The sequence below is a fragment of the Chryseobacterium sp. YR221 genome (genome assembly GCF_900176315.1).
Taxonomy (GTDB): domain Bacteria; phylum Bacteroidota; class Bacteroidia; order Flavobacteriales; family Weeksellaceae; genus Chryseobacterium; species Chryseobacterium rhizosphaerae.
The window spans coordinates 497,854-512,039 of record NZ_FWXM01000004.1; the positions used below are offsets into that span (position 1 = coordinate 497,854).

The 14,186-nt window shown below is 35.3% G+C and carries 25 protein-coding genes; 23 read left to right on the forward strand and 2 right to left on the reverse strand.

Annotation, left to right across the window (positions count from 1 at the left end; all coding sequences use genetic code 11):
- Positions 1-3 precede the first annotated feature (3 nt).
- The 20 genes from rpmC (at position 4) to rplQ (ending at position 9,447) form a co-directional block, all read left to right on the forward strand.
- Positions 4-189: a 50S ribosomal protein L29 gene (gene rpmC / locus B8967_RS14615; RefSeq protein WP_027371716.1), complete on the forward strand. Its 186-nt coding sequence runs from the start codon at positions 4-6 to the stop codon at positions 187-189.
- Positions 190-201: 12 nt separating this feature from the next.
- The gene (gene rpsQ, locus B8967_RS14620) at positions 202-456 is read left to right on the forward strand and encodes a 30S ribosomal protein S17 (protein ID WP_027371715.1); all 255 of its coding nucleotides are present in this window, start codon (positions 202-204) and stop codon (positions 454-456) included.
- Positions 457-458: 2 nt separating this feature from the next.
- Complete coding sequence (rplN, locus tag B8967_RS14625) at positions 459-827, forward strand: 50S ribosomal protein L14 (protein WP_002983226.1); 369 nt, start codon at positions 459-461, stop codon at positions 825-827.
- A 22-nt stretch (positions 828-849) separates the two neighbouring features.
- Complete coding sequence (gene rplX / locus B8967_RS14630) at positions 850-1,176, forward strand: 50S ribosomal protein L24 (protein WP_047427597.1); 327 nt, start codon at positions 850-852, stop codon at positions 1,174-1,176.
- Between the two features lie 13 nt (positions 1,177-1,189).
- Positions 1,190-1,741 carry a 50S ribosomal protein L5 gene (gene rplE / locus B8967_RS14635; protein ID WP_047491435.1) on the forward strand — a complete coding sequence of 184 codons (552 nt, stop codon included), beginning with the start codon at positions 1,190-1,192 and terminating at the stop codon, positions 1,739-1,741.
- A 3-nt stretch (positions 1,742-1,744) separates the two neighbouring features.
- On the forward strand, positions 1,745-2,014 hold the full coding sequence (rpsN, locus tag B8967_RS14640) for a 30S ribosomal protein S14 (protein ID WP_047376574.1): 270 nt from the start codon (positions 1,745-1,747) through the stop codon (positions 2,012-2,014).
- 145 nt (positions 2,015-2,159) lie between these two features.
- The gene (rpsH, locus tag B8967_RS14645; protein ID WP_034694686.1) at positions 2,160-2,558 is read left to right on the forward strand and encodes a 30S ribosomal protein S8; all 399 of its coding nucleotides are present in this window, start codon (positions 2,160-2,162) and stop codon (positions 2,556-2,558) included.
- 17 nt (positions 2,559-2,575) lie between these two features.
- On the forward strand, positions 2,576-3,121 hold the full coding sequence (gene rplF / locus B8967_RS14650) for a 50S ribosomal protein L6 (RefSeq protein ID WP_047491438.1): 546 nt from the start codon (positions 2,576-2,578) through the stop codon (positions 3,119-3,121).
- Between the two features lie 15 nt (positions 3,122-3,136).
- On the forward strand, positions 3,137-3,490 hold the full coding sequence (gene rplR / locus B8967_RS14655) for a 50S ribosomal protein L18 (RefSeq protein WP_047491441.1): 354 nt from the start codon (positions 3,137-3,139) through the stop codon (positions 3,488-3,490).
- 19 nt (positions 3,491-3,509) lie between these two features.
- On the forward strand, positions 3,510-4,031 hold the full coding sequence (rpsE, locus tag B8967_RS14660) for a 30S ribosomal protein S5 (RefSeq protein WP_042721505.1): 522 nt from the start codon (positions 3,510-3,512) through the stop codon (positions 4,029-4,031).
- Between the two features lie 10 nt (positions 4,032-4,041).
- Positions 4,042-4,218, forward strand: a complete 177-nt coding sequence (gene rpmD / locus B8967_RS14665) for a 50S ribosomal protein L30 (RefSeq protein ID WP_029297759.1) — start codon at positions 4,042-4,044, stop codon at positions 4,216-4,218.
- A 20-nt stretch (positions 4,219-4,238) separates the two neighbouring features.
- A complete protein-coding gene (rplO, locus tag B8967_RS14670) occupies positions 4,239-4,688 on the forward strand; it encodes a 50S ribosomal protein L15 (protein ID WP_047491447.1) in 450 nt (149 codons plus the stop codon).
- A gap of 9 nt (positions 4,689-4,697) precedes the next feature.
- On the forward strand, positions 4,698-6,077 hold the full coding sequence (gene secY / locus B8967_RS14675) for a preprotein translocase subunit SecY (protein ID WP_047491450.1): 1,380 nt from the start codon (positions 4,698-4,700) through the stop codon (positions 6,075-6,077).
- 3 nt (positions 6,078-6,080) lie between these two features.
- Positions 6,081-6,296: a translation initiation factor IF-1 gene (gene infA / locus B8967_RS14680; protein ID WP_034684855.1), complete on the forward strand. Its 216-nt coding sequence runs from the start codon at positions 6,081-6,083 to the stop codon at positions 6,294-6,296.
- 63 nt (positions 6,297-6,359) lie between these two features.
- Complete coding sequence (gene rpmJ / locus B8967_RS14685) at positions 6,360-6,476, forward strand: 50S ribosomal protein L36 (RefSeq protein ID WP_007839480.1); 117 nt, start codon at positions 6,360-6,362, stop codon at positions 6,474-6,476.
- A 9-nt stretch (positions 6,477-6,485) separates the two neighbouring features.
- The gene (gene rpsM / locus B8967_RS14690; RefSeq protein ID WP_047491452.1) at positions 6,486-6,863 is read left to right on the forward strand and encodes a 30S ribosomal protein S13; all 378 of its coding nucleotides are present in this window, start codon (positions 6,486-6,488) and stop codon (positions 6,861-6,863) included.
- Positions 6,864-6,875: 12 nt separating this feature from the next.
- Positions 6,876-7,265, forward strand: coding sequence for a 30S ribosomal protein S11 (gene rpsK / locus B8967_RS14695; protein WP_047491454.1), 390 nt, complete (start codon positions 6,876-6,878; stop codon positions 7,263-7,265).
- Positions 7,266-7,284: 19 nt separating this feature from the next.
- A complete protein-coding gene (gene rpsD / locus B8967_RS14700; protein ID WP_047491456.1) occupies positions 7,285-7,893 on the forward strand; it encodes a 30S ribosomal protein S4 in 609 nt (202 codons plus the stop codon).
- Between the two features lie 33 nt (positions 7,894-7,926).
- Positions 7,927-8,922 (forward strand): DNA-directed RNA polymerase subunit alpha, encoded by a 996-nt coding sequence (locus B8967_RS14705; RefSeq protein ID WP_047491458.1) that lies wholly within the window; start codon positions 7,927-7,929, stop codon positions 8,920-8,922.
- A gap of 6 nt (positions 8,923-8,928) precedes the next feature.
- Positions 8,929-9,447 (forward strand): 50S ribosomal protein L17, encoded by a 519-nt coding sequence (rplQ, locus tag B8967_RS14710; RefSeq protein WP_047491461.1) that lies wholly within the window; start codon positions 8,929-8,931, stop codon positions 9,445-9,447.
- Positions 9,448-9,552: 105 nt separating this feature from the next.
- Here rplQ and B8967_RS14715 read toward each other — a convergent pair whose 3' ends face one another.
- The gene (locus B8967_RS14715; protein ID WP_084086626.1) at positions 9,553-9,987 is read right to left on the reverse strand and encodes a hypothetical protein; all 435 of its coding nucleotides are present in this window, start codon (positions 9,985-9,987) and stop codon (positions 9,553-9,555) included.
- A gap of 67 nt (positions 9,988-10,054) precedes the next feature.
- On the opposite strand from B8967_RS14715, the gene B8967_RS14720 reads away from it, so the two are divergent.
- The 3 genes from B8967_RS14720 (at position 10,055) to B8967_RS14730 (ending at position 13,603) form a co-directional block, all read left to right on the forward strand.
- Positions 10,055-11,911, forward strand: a complete 1,857-nt coding sequence (locus B8967_RS14720) for a glycoside hydrolase family 35 protein (RefSeq protein ID WP_084086627.1) — start codon at positions 10,055-10,057, stop codon at positions 11,909-11,911.
- A gap of 216 nt (positions 11,912-12,127) precedes the next feature.
- Entirely contained in the window at positions 12,128-12,760 is a 633-nt protein-coding gene (locus B8967_RS14725) for a response regulator (protein ID WP_047491464.1), read from the forward strand.
- A gap of 6 nt (positions 12,761-12,766) precedes the next feature.
- On the forward strand, positions 12,767-13,603 hold the full coding sequence (locus B8967_RS14730) for a hypothetical protein (protein ID WP_084086579.1): 837 nt from the start codon (positions 12,767-12,769) through the stop codon (positions 13,601-13,603).
- 298 nt (positions 13,604-13,901) lie between these two features.
- On the opposite strand, the gene B8967_RS22320 is transcribed toward B8967_RS14730, so the two are convergent.
- Positions 13,902-14,180: a hypothetical protein gene (locus B8967_RS22320; RefSeq protein WP_143330523.1), complete on the reverse strand. Its 279-nt coding sequence runs from the start codon at positions 14,178-14,180 to the stop codon at positions 13,902-13,904.
- Positions 14,181-14,186 lie beyond the last annotated feature (6 nt).

A 14,186-nucleotide genomic window follows, 5' to 3' on the forward strand; every position in this document is an offset into this window, starting at 1 on the left:
ACAATGAAAAATGCTGATATTAAAAATTTAAGCGCGGGTGATATTCAAGCTCAATTAACTGAAGCAAAAGCTCAATATTCTAAATTGAAATTGGCTCATGCAATCAGCCCAATTGAAAACCCGATTCAAATCAAAGATTTGAGAAGAACAATCGCAAGACTAAACACTGAGTTAACTAACAAACAATAATTTCATTTTACAATGGATAGAAATTTAAGAAAAGAAAGAATCGGAGTGGTTTCCAGTAATAAAATGGAAAAAACTATTGTTGTTAGTGAAACTACAAGAGTAAAGCACCCGATGTACGGTAAATTCGTTTTGAAAACGAAAAAATATACTGCACACGACGAGAACAACGAATGCACAGAAGGTGATACAGTTCTGATCCAGGAAACTAGACCTTTGAGCAAGAGCAAGAGATGGAGATTAGTAAGAATCATTGAAAAAGCTAAGTAATAATGTTACAAACAGAATCAAGATTAAAAGTTGCTGATAACACAGGTGCTAAAGAAGTATTGGTTATCAGAGTTCTGGGAGGAACCAGAAGAAGATATGCTTCAGTTGGTGATAAAATCGTTGTTACTATCAAGGATTCTACACCATCAGGAAACGCTAAGAAAGGTCAGGTATCTAAAGCTGTAGTAGTAAGAACTAAAAAAGCAGTAAGAAGAAAAGATGGTTCATACATCAAATTCGACGACAATGCTTGTGTATTACTAAACGCAGCAGGAGAAATGAGAGGAACACGTGTTTTCGGACCAGTTGCTCGTGAGTTGAGAGACAAAGAATATATGAAAATCATTTCATTAGCTCCTGAAGTACTTTAATTTTTAAAATTTTTAAAAGAAAATGTCAAAGTTAAAAATAAAAAGAGGAGATAACGTAATCATTACTACTGGTAAGAAAGATATCAAAGGTAAAACTGGTGAAGTTATTGAAGTGATCAAGAAAGAAGGAAGAGACCCTAGAGTAATCGTTGCAGGACTTAATATCGTTAAAAAACACGTTAAGCCTTCAGCTTCTAATCCTCAAGGAGGAATTACTGAGAAGGAAGCTTCTATTCATATCTCTAACGTAGCTTTAGTTGGTAAAGACGGAAAAGCTATCAAAATCGGTTACAAAATCGAAGGAGATAAGAAAGTAAGAATTAACAAAAAAACGGGGGAAACTTTATAATTTGAATTAACACATGGAATTTATAGCAAGACCCAAAAAAGCATACAAAGAGCAAATTGTTCCTGCAATGATGGAAGAATTTGGGTACAAGTCAATCATGCAAGTACCTAGATTAGAGAAAATCGTTGTATCACAAGGTTTAGGAGATGCTACTGCAGATAAGAAAATCATTGATTATGCTGTAGAAGAACTTACAAACATCACAGGTCAGAAAGCAGTAGGTACGATCTCTAAGAAAGACGAAGCTGCATTCAAACTAAGAAAAGGAATGCCTGTAGGTGCTAGAGTAACTTTGAGAGCTCACAGAATGTATGAGTTCTTAGACAGACTTACTTCTTCTGCTTTACCACGTATTAGAGATTTCTCTGGTATCAAGGCAGATGGTTTCGATGGTAGAGGTAACTACAACTTAGGTATTACTGAGCAAATTATCTTCCCTGAAATCGTAATTGACAAAGTGAAAAAAATCCAAGGGATGGACATCACTTTCGTTACTACTGCGAAGACAGATAAAGAAGCTAAAGCATTATTAACTCACTTCGGTTTACCATTTAAAAAGAACTAAGAAATGGCTAAAGAATCAATGAAAGCGCGTGAGCGCAAAAGAGAAGCACTTGTTGCTAAATACGCTGACAAAAGAAAAGCTTTAAAAGAAGCAGGTGATTACGAAGGACTTCAAAAATTACCTAAAAATGCTTCTCCTGTAAGATTACACAACAGATGTAAACTAACAGGTAGACCAAGAGGATACATGAGAACGTTTGGTATTTCCAGAGTAACTTTCAGAGAAATGGCAAACAACGGTCTTATCCCAGGTGTAAGAAAAGCTAGTTGGTAATAATTACTAATTAAAATCGGGACAATTAAGTTGTCTAGATACTAAAGAATATAAATATCAGACCGAAGTTTTCTGAAGTCTGATATTTTCCTCTTCAAGTCTTTTCAATACTGATTGTCTTTAACCAATAATTTATAAAAGAAAAATGGTAACAGATCCAATTTCAGATTTCCTAACAAGAGTAAGGAACGCACAAAGCGCAGGCCACAAAGTGGTGGAAATTCCTGCATCGAAAATCAAAAAGGAGATTACTAAGATCCTATTTGATCAAGGGTATATCTTAAACTACAAGTTTGAAGATAACGCTGTTCAAGGAGTGATCAAAATCGCTTTAAAGTACGATAAGCAAACTAACAAACCTGCTATCAAGTCTATTCAAAGAGCTTCTAGACCAGGTTTGAGACAGTACAAAGGTTCTACTGAACTTCCAAGAGTACTAAACGGTTTGGGTATTTCTATCATCTCTACTTCTAAAGGAGTAATGACTGACAAGAAAGCTAGAGAAGAGAAAGTAGGCGGTGAAGTAATCTGCTATGTTTATTAATTTTTAATCAGAGGAAAATGTCAAGAATTGGTAAAGCAATTATAACAATTCCAGCTGGAGTTACAATCACTGAAAATAACGGTGTAGTAACTGTAAAAGGAGCGAAAGGAGAACTTTCTCAAGAGCTTACAGCAGGAATTACTTTAGAACAAAAAGATGGTGAACTTAATGTAAACAGACCATCTGATTCTAAGCAACACAAAGCGCTTCACGGTTTATACAGAGCGTTGATCGCCAACATGATCGTTGGGGTATCAGAAGGTTTCGAAAAGAAACTAGAACTAGTAGGGGTAGGATATAGAGCTTCTCACACAGGTCAAAAACTTGAGTTAGCTTTAGGATTCTCTCACGGTATCGTATTAGAACTTCCAAGTGAAGTAAAAGTTGATACATTGACTGAAAAAGGTAAAAACCCAATTATTACTTTAGCGTCTCACGACAAGCAACTTCTAGGAATGGTGACTGCAAAGATCCGTTCTTTCAGAAAGCCTGAGCCATACAAAGGAAAAGGTGTAAGATTCGTAGGAGAAATTGTTAGACGTAAAGCTGGTAAATCTGCTTAATAAATTATAAGTATTATGGCATTAAGTAAATTAGAAAAAAGAATAAGAATCAAAAGAAGAGTAAGAGGGAAAATCTCTGGTTCTTCTGAATTGCCAAGATTATCTGTATATAAAAGTAATAAGGAAATTTACGCTCAGTTAATCGACGATAAAAATGGTAAAACTTTAGCATCAGCTTCTTCTAGAGAGAAAGGTGTAGACGCTAAAGGTACTAAGACTGAAATTTCTGCTGCTGTAGGTAAAGCTATCGCTGCTAAAGCGGTTGCTGCAGGAATCGAAAGTATTGTATTTGACAGAAACGGTTTCGTATACCATGGAAGAGTGAAAGCTCTAGCTGATGGTGCGAGAGAAGGTGGACTTAAATTCTAATCATTAAATTTCGGAAAATATGTTAGGACTAGATAATATAGAAAGAGTAAAACCGGGAGGATTAGAATTAAAAGATCGTCTCGTAGCTGTTAACAGAGTAACAAAAGTAACTAAAGGGGGTAGAGCTTTCGGATTTTCTGCTATTGTTGTAGTAGGAAACGAAGAAGGTGTTATCGGTTTTGGTTTAGGAAAATCTAAAGAGGTTGCTTCTGCAATTGCTAAGGCAGTGGAAGATGCTAAGAAAAACCTTGTTAAAGTTCCTGTAATGAACCACACTATTCCTCACCAAACTACTGCTAGATACGGTGGTGCAGATATCTTCTTAAGACCTGCTTCTCACGGTACAGGACTTATCGCCGGTGGTGCGGTAAGAGCGGTATTGGAATCTGCTGGTATTCACGATATCCTTTCAAAATCTAAAGGATCTTCTAACCCTCACAACGTAGTGAAAGCTACTTTTAAAGCGTTATTAGATATCAGAAGACCTGAGGAGATCGCTAGAATGAGAGGAGTTTCTCTAAGTAAAGTGTTTAACGGTTAATATTAGAACAATGGCAACAATTAAAGTAAAGCAAGTAAGAAGCGCTATTGGTAGAACAAAAACCCAAAAGAGAACGCTTGAAGCATTAGGATTAAAGAAACTTCACCAAGTTGTAGAACATGAAGCTACTCCTTCTATCTTAGGAATGATAGCTGCAGTTAGTCATTTACTTGAAGTTCAAAAATAATTTTTAAAAAAGAAATTAAAATGAATTTAAATAACATAAAACCTGCTGCAGGATCTACTTTCAATTCAAAAAGAATTGGTAGAGGTCAAGGTAGTGGAAAAGGAGGTACTGCTACAAAAGGACATAAAGGACAGAAAGCAAGAGCTGGTTATTCTCAGAAAATCGGTTTTGAAGGAGGTCAGATGCCTTTACAAAGAAGATTACCTAAATTCGGATTCAAAAACGTAAACAGAAAAGAGTTTAGAGGAGTTAACCTTGATACTATCCAGACTTTAATCGAGAACAAATCCATCACTGGAGATATCACGAAAGAAGTTTTAGTAGCAAATGGAGTAGTTTCTAAAAACGAATTAGTGAAAATTATGGGTAGAGGAGAATTGAAATCTGCGGTTTCAATCTCTGCTGACAAGTTCACTAAATCTGCTGAAGAGCTTATTGCTAAGGCAGGTGGAAAAGCAATTACCTTATAATACTTACTAATGAAAGAATTTATACAAACACTTAAAAATATTTGGAGCCTAAAGGAATTAAGAGATAAAATTCTCTTTACGTTAGGTATTATCCTTGTGTATAGATTCGCATCTTATATTTCACTTCCTGCAATTAACCTTGCAGAGGTGGGAGATCTCTTAGAGCATTATAAAAATCAAGGCGGTAACAAGCAAGGAGCAGGTCTCCTTGGCTTGCTTTCGTCGTTTACGGGGGGAGCTTTCAGCCACGCTTCCGTAATGGCGTTAGGAATCATGCCTTATATTTCTGCTTCTATTATTGTTCAGTTGATGGGAATGGCTATTCCTTATCTTCAGAAGCTTCAGAAAGATGGAGAGTCAGGTAGAAATACATTGAACCAAATTACAAGATGGTTAACAATCGGAGTTTGTCTGGTACAGGCACCTTCTTACTTAACTTCTATTACTCAATTATTCTTACCGTATGCTCAATTCCAATCTGCATATTATGTAGAGCCAAATTCTATTATGTTCTGGTTACCAAGTATTGTAATCTTGGTAGGTGGTTCAGTATTCGCAATGTGGTTGGGTGAGAAAATCACCGACAAAGGTATCGGAAACGGTATCTCTATCCTTATTATGGTGGGGATCCTTTCAAGATTACCTGAAGCATTCGTTCAGGAGATGGCCGTGCAGAACGGAAAAGGAGGAATGGGATCTATTATGATCCTTATTGAAGTATTATTCTGGATGGTGGTGGTTCTTTTAGCAGTAATACTATCCGTAGCTGTTAGAAAAATACCAATTCAGTATGTAAGCAGAGCTCAAGCAAGAGGAGGTGTAAACAGAAATCTTATGCAGGGAGCAAGACAATGGATTCCATTGAAAGTAAATGCTGCTGGTGTAATGCCGATTATCTTTGCTCAGGCATTGATGTTCGTACCAGGACTATTAACAAAATTCGATGAGTCTAACACTTTTCTTGCAGGTTTCAAGAATGTTTTTAGCTGGCAGTACAATGTATTGTTTGCGCTATTAATTATTATCTTCTCGTTTTTCTATACTGCAATTACAATTCCGGTGAACCAGATGGCCGATGATTTGAAGAGAAATGGAGGTTTAGTACCGAAAGTAAGACCCGGTAAAGAGACAGCTGATTATTTAGATGATATTTTATCAAAAATTACCTTGCCAGGTGCAATTTTTTTATCTATCTTTGCAGTCCTTCCAGCAATTGTGCATGGAAGCTTTGTTCAGACGGATGCGTTTGCCCTATTTTTCGGGGGAACGTCATTATTGATTATGGTGGGAGTAATTTTAGATACTGTTCAACAGATTAATACATATCTGCTGAACCATCACTATGATGGTTTAATGCAGTCTAAACTGTCTAGAACGACTGGATATTAATTTATGGCAAAACAAAAACATATTGAACAAGACGGCGTTATAACGGAAGCACTTTCGAACGCTCAGTTCCGTGTAGAACTTGAAAATGGGCATATACTTATTGCTCATATTTCCGGTAAAATGCGAATGCACTATATTAAACTTTTACCTGGTGATAAGGTAAAACTAGAAATGTCTCCCTATGATTTAACGAAAGGGAGAATTACATTTAGATATTAAACAAAATAGCCAAATGGAATAAACATTCCATTTGGCATTTGTTAAAAAATAAATACTATCAAAATGAAAGTAAGAGCATCAATTAAAAAAAGAAGCGCTGATTGCAAAATTGTACGCAGAAAAGGTGTCCTATTTGTAATCAACAAGAAGAACCCAAAATTTAAACAAAGACAAGGCTAACATTAAATTATGGCGAGAATTGCAGGTATTGATTTACCAAAAAACAAAAGAGGTGTTATCGGTTTAACTTACATCTATGGAGTAGGAAGAAGTACTTCTTCTGAAATCCTTAAAGCTGCCGGTATCAGCGAAGACAAGAAAGTCAACGAATGGAATGACGATGAATTGGCTGCAATCAGAACATATATCTCTGACAACGTAAAAGTAGAAGGAGAATTAAGATCTGAAGTGCAATTGAACATCAAGAGATTGATGGACATAGGATGCCAACGAGGAATACGTCACAGACTAGGATTACCTTTAAGAGGCCAGAGAACGAAAAACAACTCTAGAACCCGTAAAGGAAAGAGAAAAACAGTTGCTAACAAGAAAAAGGCAAGTAAATAATCGTTAGGAATTATGGCAAAACAAAGTAAAGTAGTTAAAAAAAGAAAAGTAAAAGTTGAAGCTATTGGTGAAGCACATATTCAAGCTTCTTTCAATAACATCATCATTTCTTTAACAAATAAAAGTGGAGAGGTTATCTCTTGGGCGTCTGCCGGTAAAATGGGATTCAGAGGTTCTAAAAAGAACACTCCTTTTGCTGCTCAAATGGCAGCTGAAAATTGCTCTAATGTTGCTCACGAAGCTGGATTAAGAAGAGTAAAGGTGTATGTGAAAGGTCCTGGTGCAGGTAGAGAATCTGCTATCAGAACGATTCACAATTCAGGAATTGAAGTTAGCGAAATCGTTGATGTGACGCCAATGCCACACAATGGATGTAGACCACCTAAAAGAAGAAGAGTTTAATTTTTAGAATTTACCCATTATGGCAAGATATATTGGACCTAAAACTAAGATTGCTAGAAAGTTTGGAGCTGCAATCTACGGAGATGATAAGAACTTCGAAAAGAGAAAAAACCAACCGCCAGGACAACACGGTCCTAACAAAAGAAGAGGTGCTAAAAAATCAGAATATGCAGTTCAGTTAGCTGAAAAACAAAAAGCTAAATATACTTACGGTATTTTAGAAAGACAGTTTGCTAACCTATTTGAAAAAGCACACAGAAGCAAAGGAGTAACAGGTGAAGTTCTTTTACAACTTTGTGAATCAAGATTGGATAACGTAGTATACAGATTAGGTTTTGCTAAAACTAGATCTGGTGCTAGACAACTAGTTTCTCACAGACACATTACTGTGAATGGAGAAATTCTTAACATCCCTTCGTATTTGGTAAAAGCTGGTGATGTAATCGCTGTAAGAGAGAAATCTAAATCTCTTGATGTGGTAACAAATGCATTAGCTTCTAAAGCAAATTATGAGTGGTTACAATTCAACGATGAGAAGAAAGAAGGTACCTTCATTTCTGCTCCTGAAAGAATCCAAATTCCGGAAGACATCAAGGAGAACCTTATCGTCGAACTTTACTCTAAATAATTTTTTAATCAAATTTTTGCTCAACCCAATAATATGGCAATTTTACAATTCATAAAACCCGATAAAGTAATTTTACTTAACTCTGATGAATTTAAAGGTCAATTTGAATTCAGACCTTTAGAACCAGGTTTCGGGCTTACAATAGGTAATGCTTTGAGAAGAGTGTTACTTTCTTCTCTGGAAGGATACGCTATTTCATCTATCAAAATAGAAGGTGTAGAGCACGAATTTTCAACTATTCCAGGAGTAATCGAAGATGTTACCGAAATTATTCTTAACCTTAAGCAGGTGAGATTAAAAGCTACAGCAGAAGGCCAGGCTAACGAGCAGGTTGTTGCTAAAGTTTCAGGTCAAACGGTTATTACTGCTGGTGATTTAGGAAAGTCTATCAACGGATTTGAGGTTCTAAACCCAGATTTAATGATCTGCAACCTAAACAGTGATGTAACTTTCGAAATTACTTTCAATATTGAAAAAGGTAGAGGGTATGTTCCTTCAGAACAAAATAAGTCAAACAATGCACCTATTGGTACTATTGCTATTGACTCTATTTTCACGCCAATCAAGAAAGTACAATACAGCATTGAAAATTATCGTGTAGAGCAAAAAACAGACTACGAAAAACTTGTATTAGATATAGAAACTGATGGTTCCATCAGTCCTCAAAATGCTTTAACAGAAGCTTCTAAGATATTAATTTATCACTTCATGTTATTCTCTGATGAGAGAATCACTCTTGAAACTGAAGCTGTAAAAGCATCTATCCAATACGATGAAGAGACTCTTCATACAAGACAACTTCTTAAGTCTAAATTAGCAGATATGGATCTTTCTGTAAGAGCCCTTAACTGTCTGAAAGCAGCTGAAGTAGAAACTCTTGGAGAACTTGTTTCTTACAGTAAGTCTGATTTGATGAAATTCAGAAATTTTGGTAAAAAATCTTTGACAGAACTAGAAGAATTAGTGCATTCAAAAGGTCTTAACTTCGGTTTCGACGTTGCAAAATATAAGTTAGACGCTGATAAATAATTAATAATGAGACACGGTAAAAAATTCAATCACTTAGGAAGAACAGCTTCTCACAGAAGTGCTTTACTTTCTAATATGGCTTGTTCTCTAATTGAGCATAAAAGAATCAACACTACTGTAGCTAAAGCTAAGGCTTTAAGAGTATATGTTGAGCCTCTATTAACAAAAGCAAAAGAAGATACTACACATAACAGAAGAGTAGTATTCTCTTACCTTCAAAATAAATTTGCGGTTGCTGAATTATTCAGAACTGTAGCTCCTAAAATCGCTGAAAGAAACGGTGGTTATACAAGAATCATTAAGACAGGTTTCAGACCAGGTGATGCTGCTGATATGGCTCTTATCGAATTGGTAGATTTCAACGAGCTTTACAACCCTAATGCTGAAGAGAAAAAAGCTACAAGAAGAAGCAGAAGAGCTACTACATCTAAAAAAGTTGAAGCAGTAGTTGCTGATGCTCCAGTAGTAGAAGAAAAAGTAGAAGAAGCAAAAGCTGATACTACTGAAGAAAAAACTGAGGAATAATATTCATTCAGATATAAATTGAAAACCATCCGGACTCCGGATGGTTTTTTTATTGGTAGTCTATTGGAATAGTTGATAGCCCCAAATCCGAAACCGGATTCCAACTTAAATCTTTGTTCTTTTCAGTTCAATAATATTATTGCCTTGCTCAAGGTGGAGGCTGTCTCCTTTTACCCTGGCTGTCATATCATCTTTTTTATAAATGGTTTCACCATCTTTGGTTTCCGTTTTAGGTAACGTGAATGTTTTCTTATTGCTGGTAATAGCTACTGTATTTTCCTTCGGATCATTTTTGAAAACTACTTTTACCAATGTTCCGTCTGTTGCTTTATAAACAAAATCGGTTTTTTCAGTTTTTTGACCATTGACCTCTATGGTTGATGAACTTTGTGTTACAGAATCAACCTTTCCGTTAGTATCAGTCACTAAGGTTTCCGAACTGTCTGCTTTGATAACGCTTTTGTTTCCGCTTTCACTTTTCTTGCAGCTTATTGCTGTTAATGTAAGTACTGCACCCAGTACCAAAATGCTTTTTTTCATGATTATTTTTTTGATATTCAAATTGATTTTTTTGTAATTTAATTTTACAAAAATCATGCCCTATACTATGAAGAATTTCAATAAATATATATGTATTATTCTGTTCATTCTCTCTACAAATTTAGCATTTTCTCAGAAAGGAAATTTCGAAATTAAAGAGGGTCAGTTTTTATTGAATGGAAAGCCATTCATCATTTATTCAGGAGAAATGCATTATCCAAGAGTTCCATCATCTTATTGGAAGCATCGTCTTCAAATGATGAAAGCCATGGGGTTGAATACTGTTACTACCTATGTCTTTTGGAATTACCATGAAGAAGCCCCCGGCAAATGGAATTTTTCCGGCGAGAAGGATTTACAGAAATTCATTAAAACAGCCAAAGAAGTAGGCTTATATGTTATTATTCGTCCCGGCCCCTATGTTTGTGCGGAATGGGAGTTTGGCGGATATCCCTGGTGGCTGCAAAAGAACAAGGAGCTCGAAATAAGGACTGATAATAAAGCTTTTTTAGAGGAATGTGAAAAATACATCAACCAGCTAGCTAAACAAATTGTTCCATTACAGATTAATAACGGTGGTCCTGTGATTATGGTTCAGGCAGAAAATGAATTTGGATCATATGTTGCCCAAAGAAAAGATATTCCCTTGGAACAGCACCGCAAATACAGCCATAAAATAAAAGATATGCTTTTGAAGGCTGGAATTTCCACCCCTTTATTTACTTCAGACGGAAGCTCACTTTTCAAAGGAGGATCTGTTGAAGGAGCTTTGCCCACTGCAAATGGGGAAAGTGATATTGATGTTTTAAAGAAAAGCATTAATGAATACAATAACGGAAAAGGACCGTATATGGTTGCGGAATATTATCCGGGATGGTTGGATCATTGGGCTGAACCATTTGTAAAAGTTTCCACGGAAGAGGTCCTGAAACAGACCGAGCTGTACATAAAAAATGGAATCTCCTTTAATTATTATATGATCCATGGCGGGACAAACTTCGGTTTTACAAGCGGAGCCAATTATGATAAAGACCACGATATTCAGCCCGATCTTACAAGTTATGATTACGATGCCCCTATCAATGAGGCGGGTTGGGCTACCCCGAAATATATTGCTTTAAGGAAAGCATTTCAAAAAATCAATCCAGATCCTCTTCCGCAAGTACCCAATCCCATTAAAGTAATTAGCATTCCTGAAATTAAGTTTTCAAAGATTAACAGTCTGTTTGATACCACGGATCAGCAGAAACCTGTTGTTAATAATCAGCCGCTCACTTTTGAAGATTTAAATACCGGACATGGGTACGTTTTGTATAGAAGAAAATTCGACAAAGATCAGAAAGGTATATTGGAGATAAAAGGATTGAGAGATTATGCCAATGTCTATGTAAATGGTATTTGGAAAGGAGAACTTAACAGAGTTAATAAAAAATATGATCTCGATATTGAAATCAAAGCCGGAAACCGCCTGGAGATTTTGGTAGAAAATATGGGCCGGATTAATTACGGAGCTGATATTGTTCACAATGTAAAAGGAATTATCAGCCCGGTAAAAATAAACGGTATTGAAGTTTCCGGAAATTGGGAAATGCTTCCCTTACCTTTTGATACATTTCCCAAGCTTTCCGATAAAATGAAAAATATAGCGTCCCATTCTCCCGTGGTTCAGGAAGCTGAATTTATTCTTAATGAAACAGGAGATACTTTTCTTGATATGCGGAAGCTGGGGAAAGGAATCGTTTTTATCAACGGAAAAAATATAGGACGCTATTGGAGTAAGGTGGGTCCTCAACAAACCTTATATATTCCCGGAGCGTGGCTGAAGAAAGGAAGCAATAAGATTCAGATATTTGAACAGATATTTGAAAATAACACTTCAATCAGCAGTATTGACCATCCGATTCTGGAAGAGCTTGTGAAATAACTTCTGATGTTTCACTGTGGAATTATTATTAATTCAATATTAAGTTTATTTATTTCAAAATAATTTCAAATAATATATTTTTTGAAGCGAAAAATTAGTTAAATTTAATAAAACTAAAGACTGAACCATAAATGTAAACTCTGATTTTAAAATTACCCAAAGGGGTAATTGATTCGGCTTTGTTTTCTATTGAAATTTGTTTCAAACAAAAAGGACATGAGTATTTCTATAGCCATAGTAGAAGACGAGAAGAACTACAACAATGCGTTGAAGAAGGTAATCAATTATCAACAGGACATGAAAGTAATTGCTCAGTTCTTTGATGGCAATGATGCCCTGAATAATCTCGCCAGTATTTCTCCGGATGTTGTGATGATGGATATTCAGTTACAGGATATGTTGGGAATTGAAATCATACTCAAATTGCGGAAAGACATGCCCAATACCCAGTTTATTATGTGTACAAGCTTTGAAGAGGATGAAAAAATCTTCAATTCCTTAAAAGCAGGTGCTATGGGATATCTTGTAAAGGGGGAAAGTATGGATAAAATTCTTTCCTCTATCCGGGACGTACACAACGGAGGCGCTCCCATGAGTTTCTCTATCGCCCGAAAAGTTCTGCATCATTTTGAAAAAGAAGCTCCCGAGGTTAAAGGCTTTGATGAGCTTACCGAGCGCGAAAAAGAAATCCTGGAACTCCTCTCACAGGGGCTTCTGTACAAAGAAATTGCCGATAAAAAATTCATCAGCATGGATACGGTAAAAAAACATGTTGGAAATATCTACAGAAAACTTCACGTCAATAATAAAGTGGAGGCCATCAATAAACTCAACCAAACTAAAAACTAAGAAACCATGAAAACTATTAAATTTTTTTTCAGTGCACTATTCTTTTTACTACTGATAAGCTGTGACGGAAATAAAAAATTTCTAGAAGAGTTACAGCAATTAACCAAAAATAAACCCCAATATGATCCAGTACCAAGGGATGTTGCAAATCGTATGCAGAGTGAATTCAAAAGTAAAACATACAATGAGCTTGTGAAAATGAATTTGTTAAAGAGTGATGAATTTATTTTAGGTAAAAAAGAATGGGAGGAAATAAATCATTTCCTTCAAGGGAACAACAAAATATCAGTAATTCGTTTTTATTTCATCCAGTTCAATCAGGGTAAGTTTGGAACAAAATATACCGCTCTACAAAATTATGATGGAAAACTTTATATTCTGCTAGGTTATTTTAATGGTAATAATGAATTGATAGGAGATAAGTACTATGGAATGATGTCTCTAAGCTCAGGTGCAGTTGAAGTTAGTCCTGAAGATTTTCAAGTAATGCATGAGGATTATAAAAAGAATATCAAACCTTATATTAATCAATTCTGTGTCACAAAAAATAATACAGAGTATTTAAAAATTGATGCTATAGACTTTGCAAAGCAGCAAGGAGGTATTGAAGCTCATGATAGATATATTTCTGTAAAATTTAAACAATTGAAATTTAAATTGGCTGAAGTAGTAGATCCAGGTAATATTGAAATAGTAAAGAATAAGGCCTATTATATAACGAAATATAGAAATGATATTGGCCAGCTAACTACTCTTACTGATGCGGAAGACATGGCAGGAAAGCCAATTCAGGGATTAAATGATTATGATATGAACTCTCTTTGTCCTCAGCAATGTCCTTAAATAAAATTTATGAAATTGTTGTTTTGATCTGTTTCCTATATTCAGTTTATCTGTGGATAGGTAAGCATAAATCAAAACAGCAATTTTATTTTTTCCTGTATCTGCTTCTTATAATGATGGTAGACATCATTCCTGTTAACTTACCTTTTCTGGTAATATGCAACAGGAATATATTGTTTTGGGGATACATTCTCCTTTCGGTCTCCTATTTTGGAACAATTTATTATAAAAGTATTCCCAATAATATTTTCAAAATTACAACGGCTTGTTTTTGTAGTATACTTATTCTTTTTAATGTTTACACATTCCAGATATCGGATGTAGGGAAATTAAATTTTATTTCAATTATAAGCCTTCCAGTTCTGTTTATTTTTCTTTCAATAGCCTGGCTTATGTATAAGCTTAAGAATGTTGATGAAAAAAGTATTACGAAGCATTTCCTATTTTGGATAAGTTCTGGCCTACTGATCTGGTCTGTATTTTTTATTTTCAGGGCAATACCTATGTATTTTTTGCAGGAAAATGATTCCCAACTTTTAAGTTTTTTGATAACAGCTTTTTCGATTGTTAATATCATGGTATA

Bases quoted from the DNA above. Each gene is read 5' to 3' on its own strand.
- rpmC (WP_027371716.1), top strand. From the start codon at position 4: ATGAAAAATGCTGATATTAAAAATTTAAGCGCGGGTGATATTCAAGCT.
- rpsQ (WP_027371715.1), top strand. From the start codon at position 202: ATGGATAGAAATTTAAGAAAAGAAAGAATCGGAGTGGTTTCCAGTAAT.
- rplN (WP_002983226.1), top strand. From the start codon at position 459: ATGTTACAAACAGAATCAAGATTAAAAGTTGCTGATAACACAGGTGCT.
- rplX (WP_047427597.1), top strand. From the start codon at position 850: ATGTCAAAGTTAAAAATAAAAAGAGGAGATAACGTAATCATTACTACT.
- rplE (WP_047491435.1), top strand. From the start codon at position 1,190: ATGGAATTTATAGCAAGACCCAAAAAAGCATACAAAGAGCAAATTGTT.
- rpsN (WP_047376574.1), top strand. From the start codon at position 1,745: ATGGCTAAAGAATCAATGAAAGCGCGTGAGCGCAAAAGAGAAGCACTT.
- rpsH (WP_034694686.1), top strand. From the start codon at position 2,160: ATGGTAACAGATCCAATTTCAGATTTCCTAACAAGAGTAAGGAACGCA.
- rplF (WP_047491438.1), top strand. From the start codon at position 2,576: ATGTCAAGAATTGGTAAAGCAATTATAACAATTCCAGCTGGAGTTACA.
- rplR (WP_047491441.1), top strand. From the start codon at position 3,137: ATGGCATTAAGTAAATTAGAAAAAAGAATAAGAATCAAAAGAAGAGTA.
- rpsE (WP_042721505.1), top strand. From the start codon at position 3,510: ATGTTAGGACTAGATAATATAGAAAGAGTAAAACCGGGAGGATTAGAA.
- rpmD (WP_029297759.1), top strand. From the start codon at position 4,042: ATGGCAACAATTAAAGTAAAGCAAGTAAGAAGCGCTATTGGTAGAACA.
- rplO (WP_047491447.1), top strand. From the start codon at position 4,239: ATGAATTTAAATAACATAAAACCTGCTGCAGGATCTACTTTCAATTCA.
- secY (WP_047491450.1), top strand. From the start codon at position 4,698: ATGAAAGAATTTATACAAACACTTAAAAATATTTGGAGCCTAAAGGAA.
- infA (WP_034684855.1), top strand. From the start codon at position 6,081: ATGGCAAAACAAAAACATATTGAACAAGACGGCGTTATAACGGAAGCA.
- rpmJ (WP_007839480.1), top strand. From the start codon at position 6,360: ATGAAAGTAAGAGCATCAATTAAAAAAAGAAGCGCTGATTGCAAAATT.
- rpsM (WP_047491452.1), top strand. From the start codon at position 6,486: ATGGCGAGAATTGCAGGTATTGATTTACCAAAAAACAAAAGAGGTGTT.
- rpsK (WP_047491454.1), top strand. From the start codon at position 6,876: ATGGCAAAACAAAGTAAAGTAGTTAAAAAAAGAAAAGTAAAAGTTGAA.
- rpsD (WP_047491456.1), top strand. From the start codon at position 7,285: ATGGCAAGATATATTGGACCTAAAACTAAGATTGCTAGAAAGTTTGGA.
- B8967_RS14705 (WP_047491458.1), top strand. From the start codon at position 7,927: ATGGCAATTTTACAATTCATAAAACCCGATAAAGTAATTTTACTTAAC.
- rplQ (WP_047491461.1), top strand. From the start codon at position 8,929: ATGAGACACGGTAAAAAATTCAATCACTTAGGAAGAACAGCTTCTCAC.
- B8967_RS14715 (WP_084086626.1), bottom strand. From the start codon at position 9,987: ATGAAAAAAAGCATTTTGGTACTGGGTGCAGTACTTACATTAACAGCA.
- B8967_RS14720 (WP_084086627.1), top strand. From the start codon at position 10,055: ATGAAGAATTTCAATAAATATATATGTATTATTCTGTTCATTCTCTCT.
- B8967_RS14725 (WP_047491464.1), top strand. From the start codon at position 12,128: ATGAGTATTTCTATAGCCATAGTAGAAGACGAGAAGAACTACAACAAT.
- B8967_RS14730 (WP_084086579.1), top strand. From the start codon at position 12,767: ATGAAAACTATTAAATTTTTTTTCAGTGCACTATTCTTTTTACTACTG.
- B8967_RS22320 (WP_143330523.1), bottom strand. From the start codon at position 14,180: ATGATATTAACAATCGAAAAAGCTGTTATCAAAAAACTTAAAAGTTGG.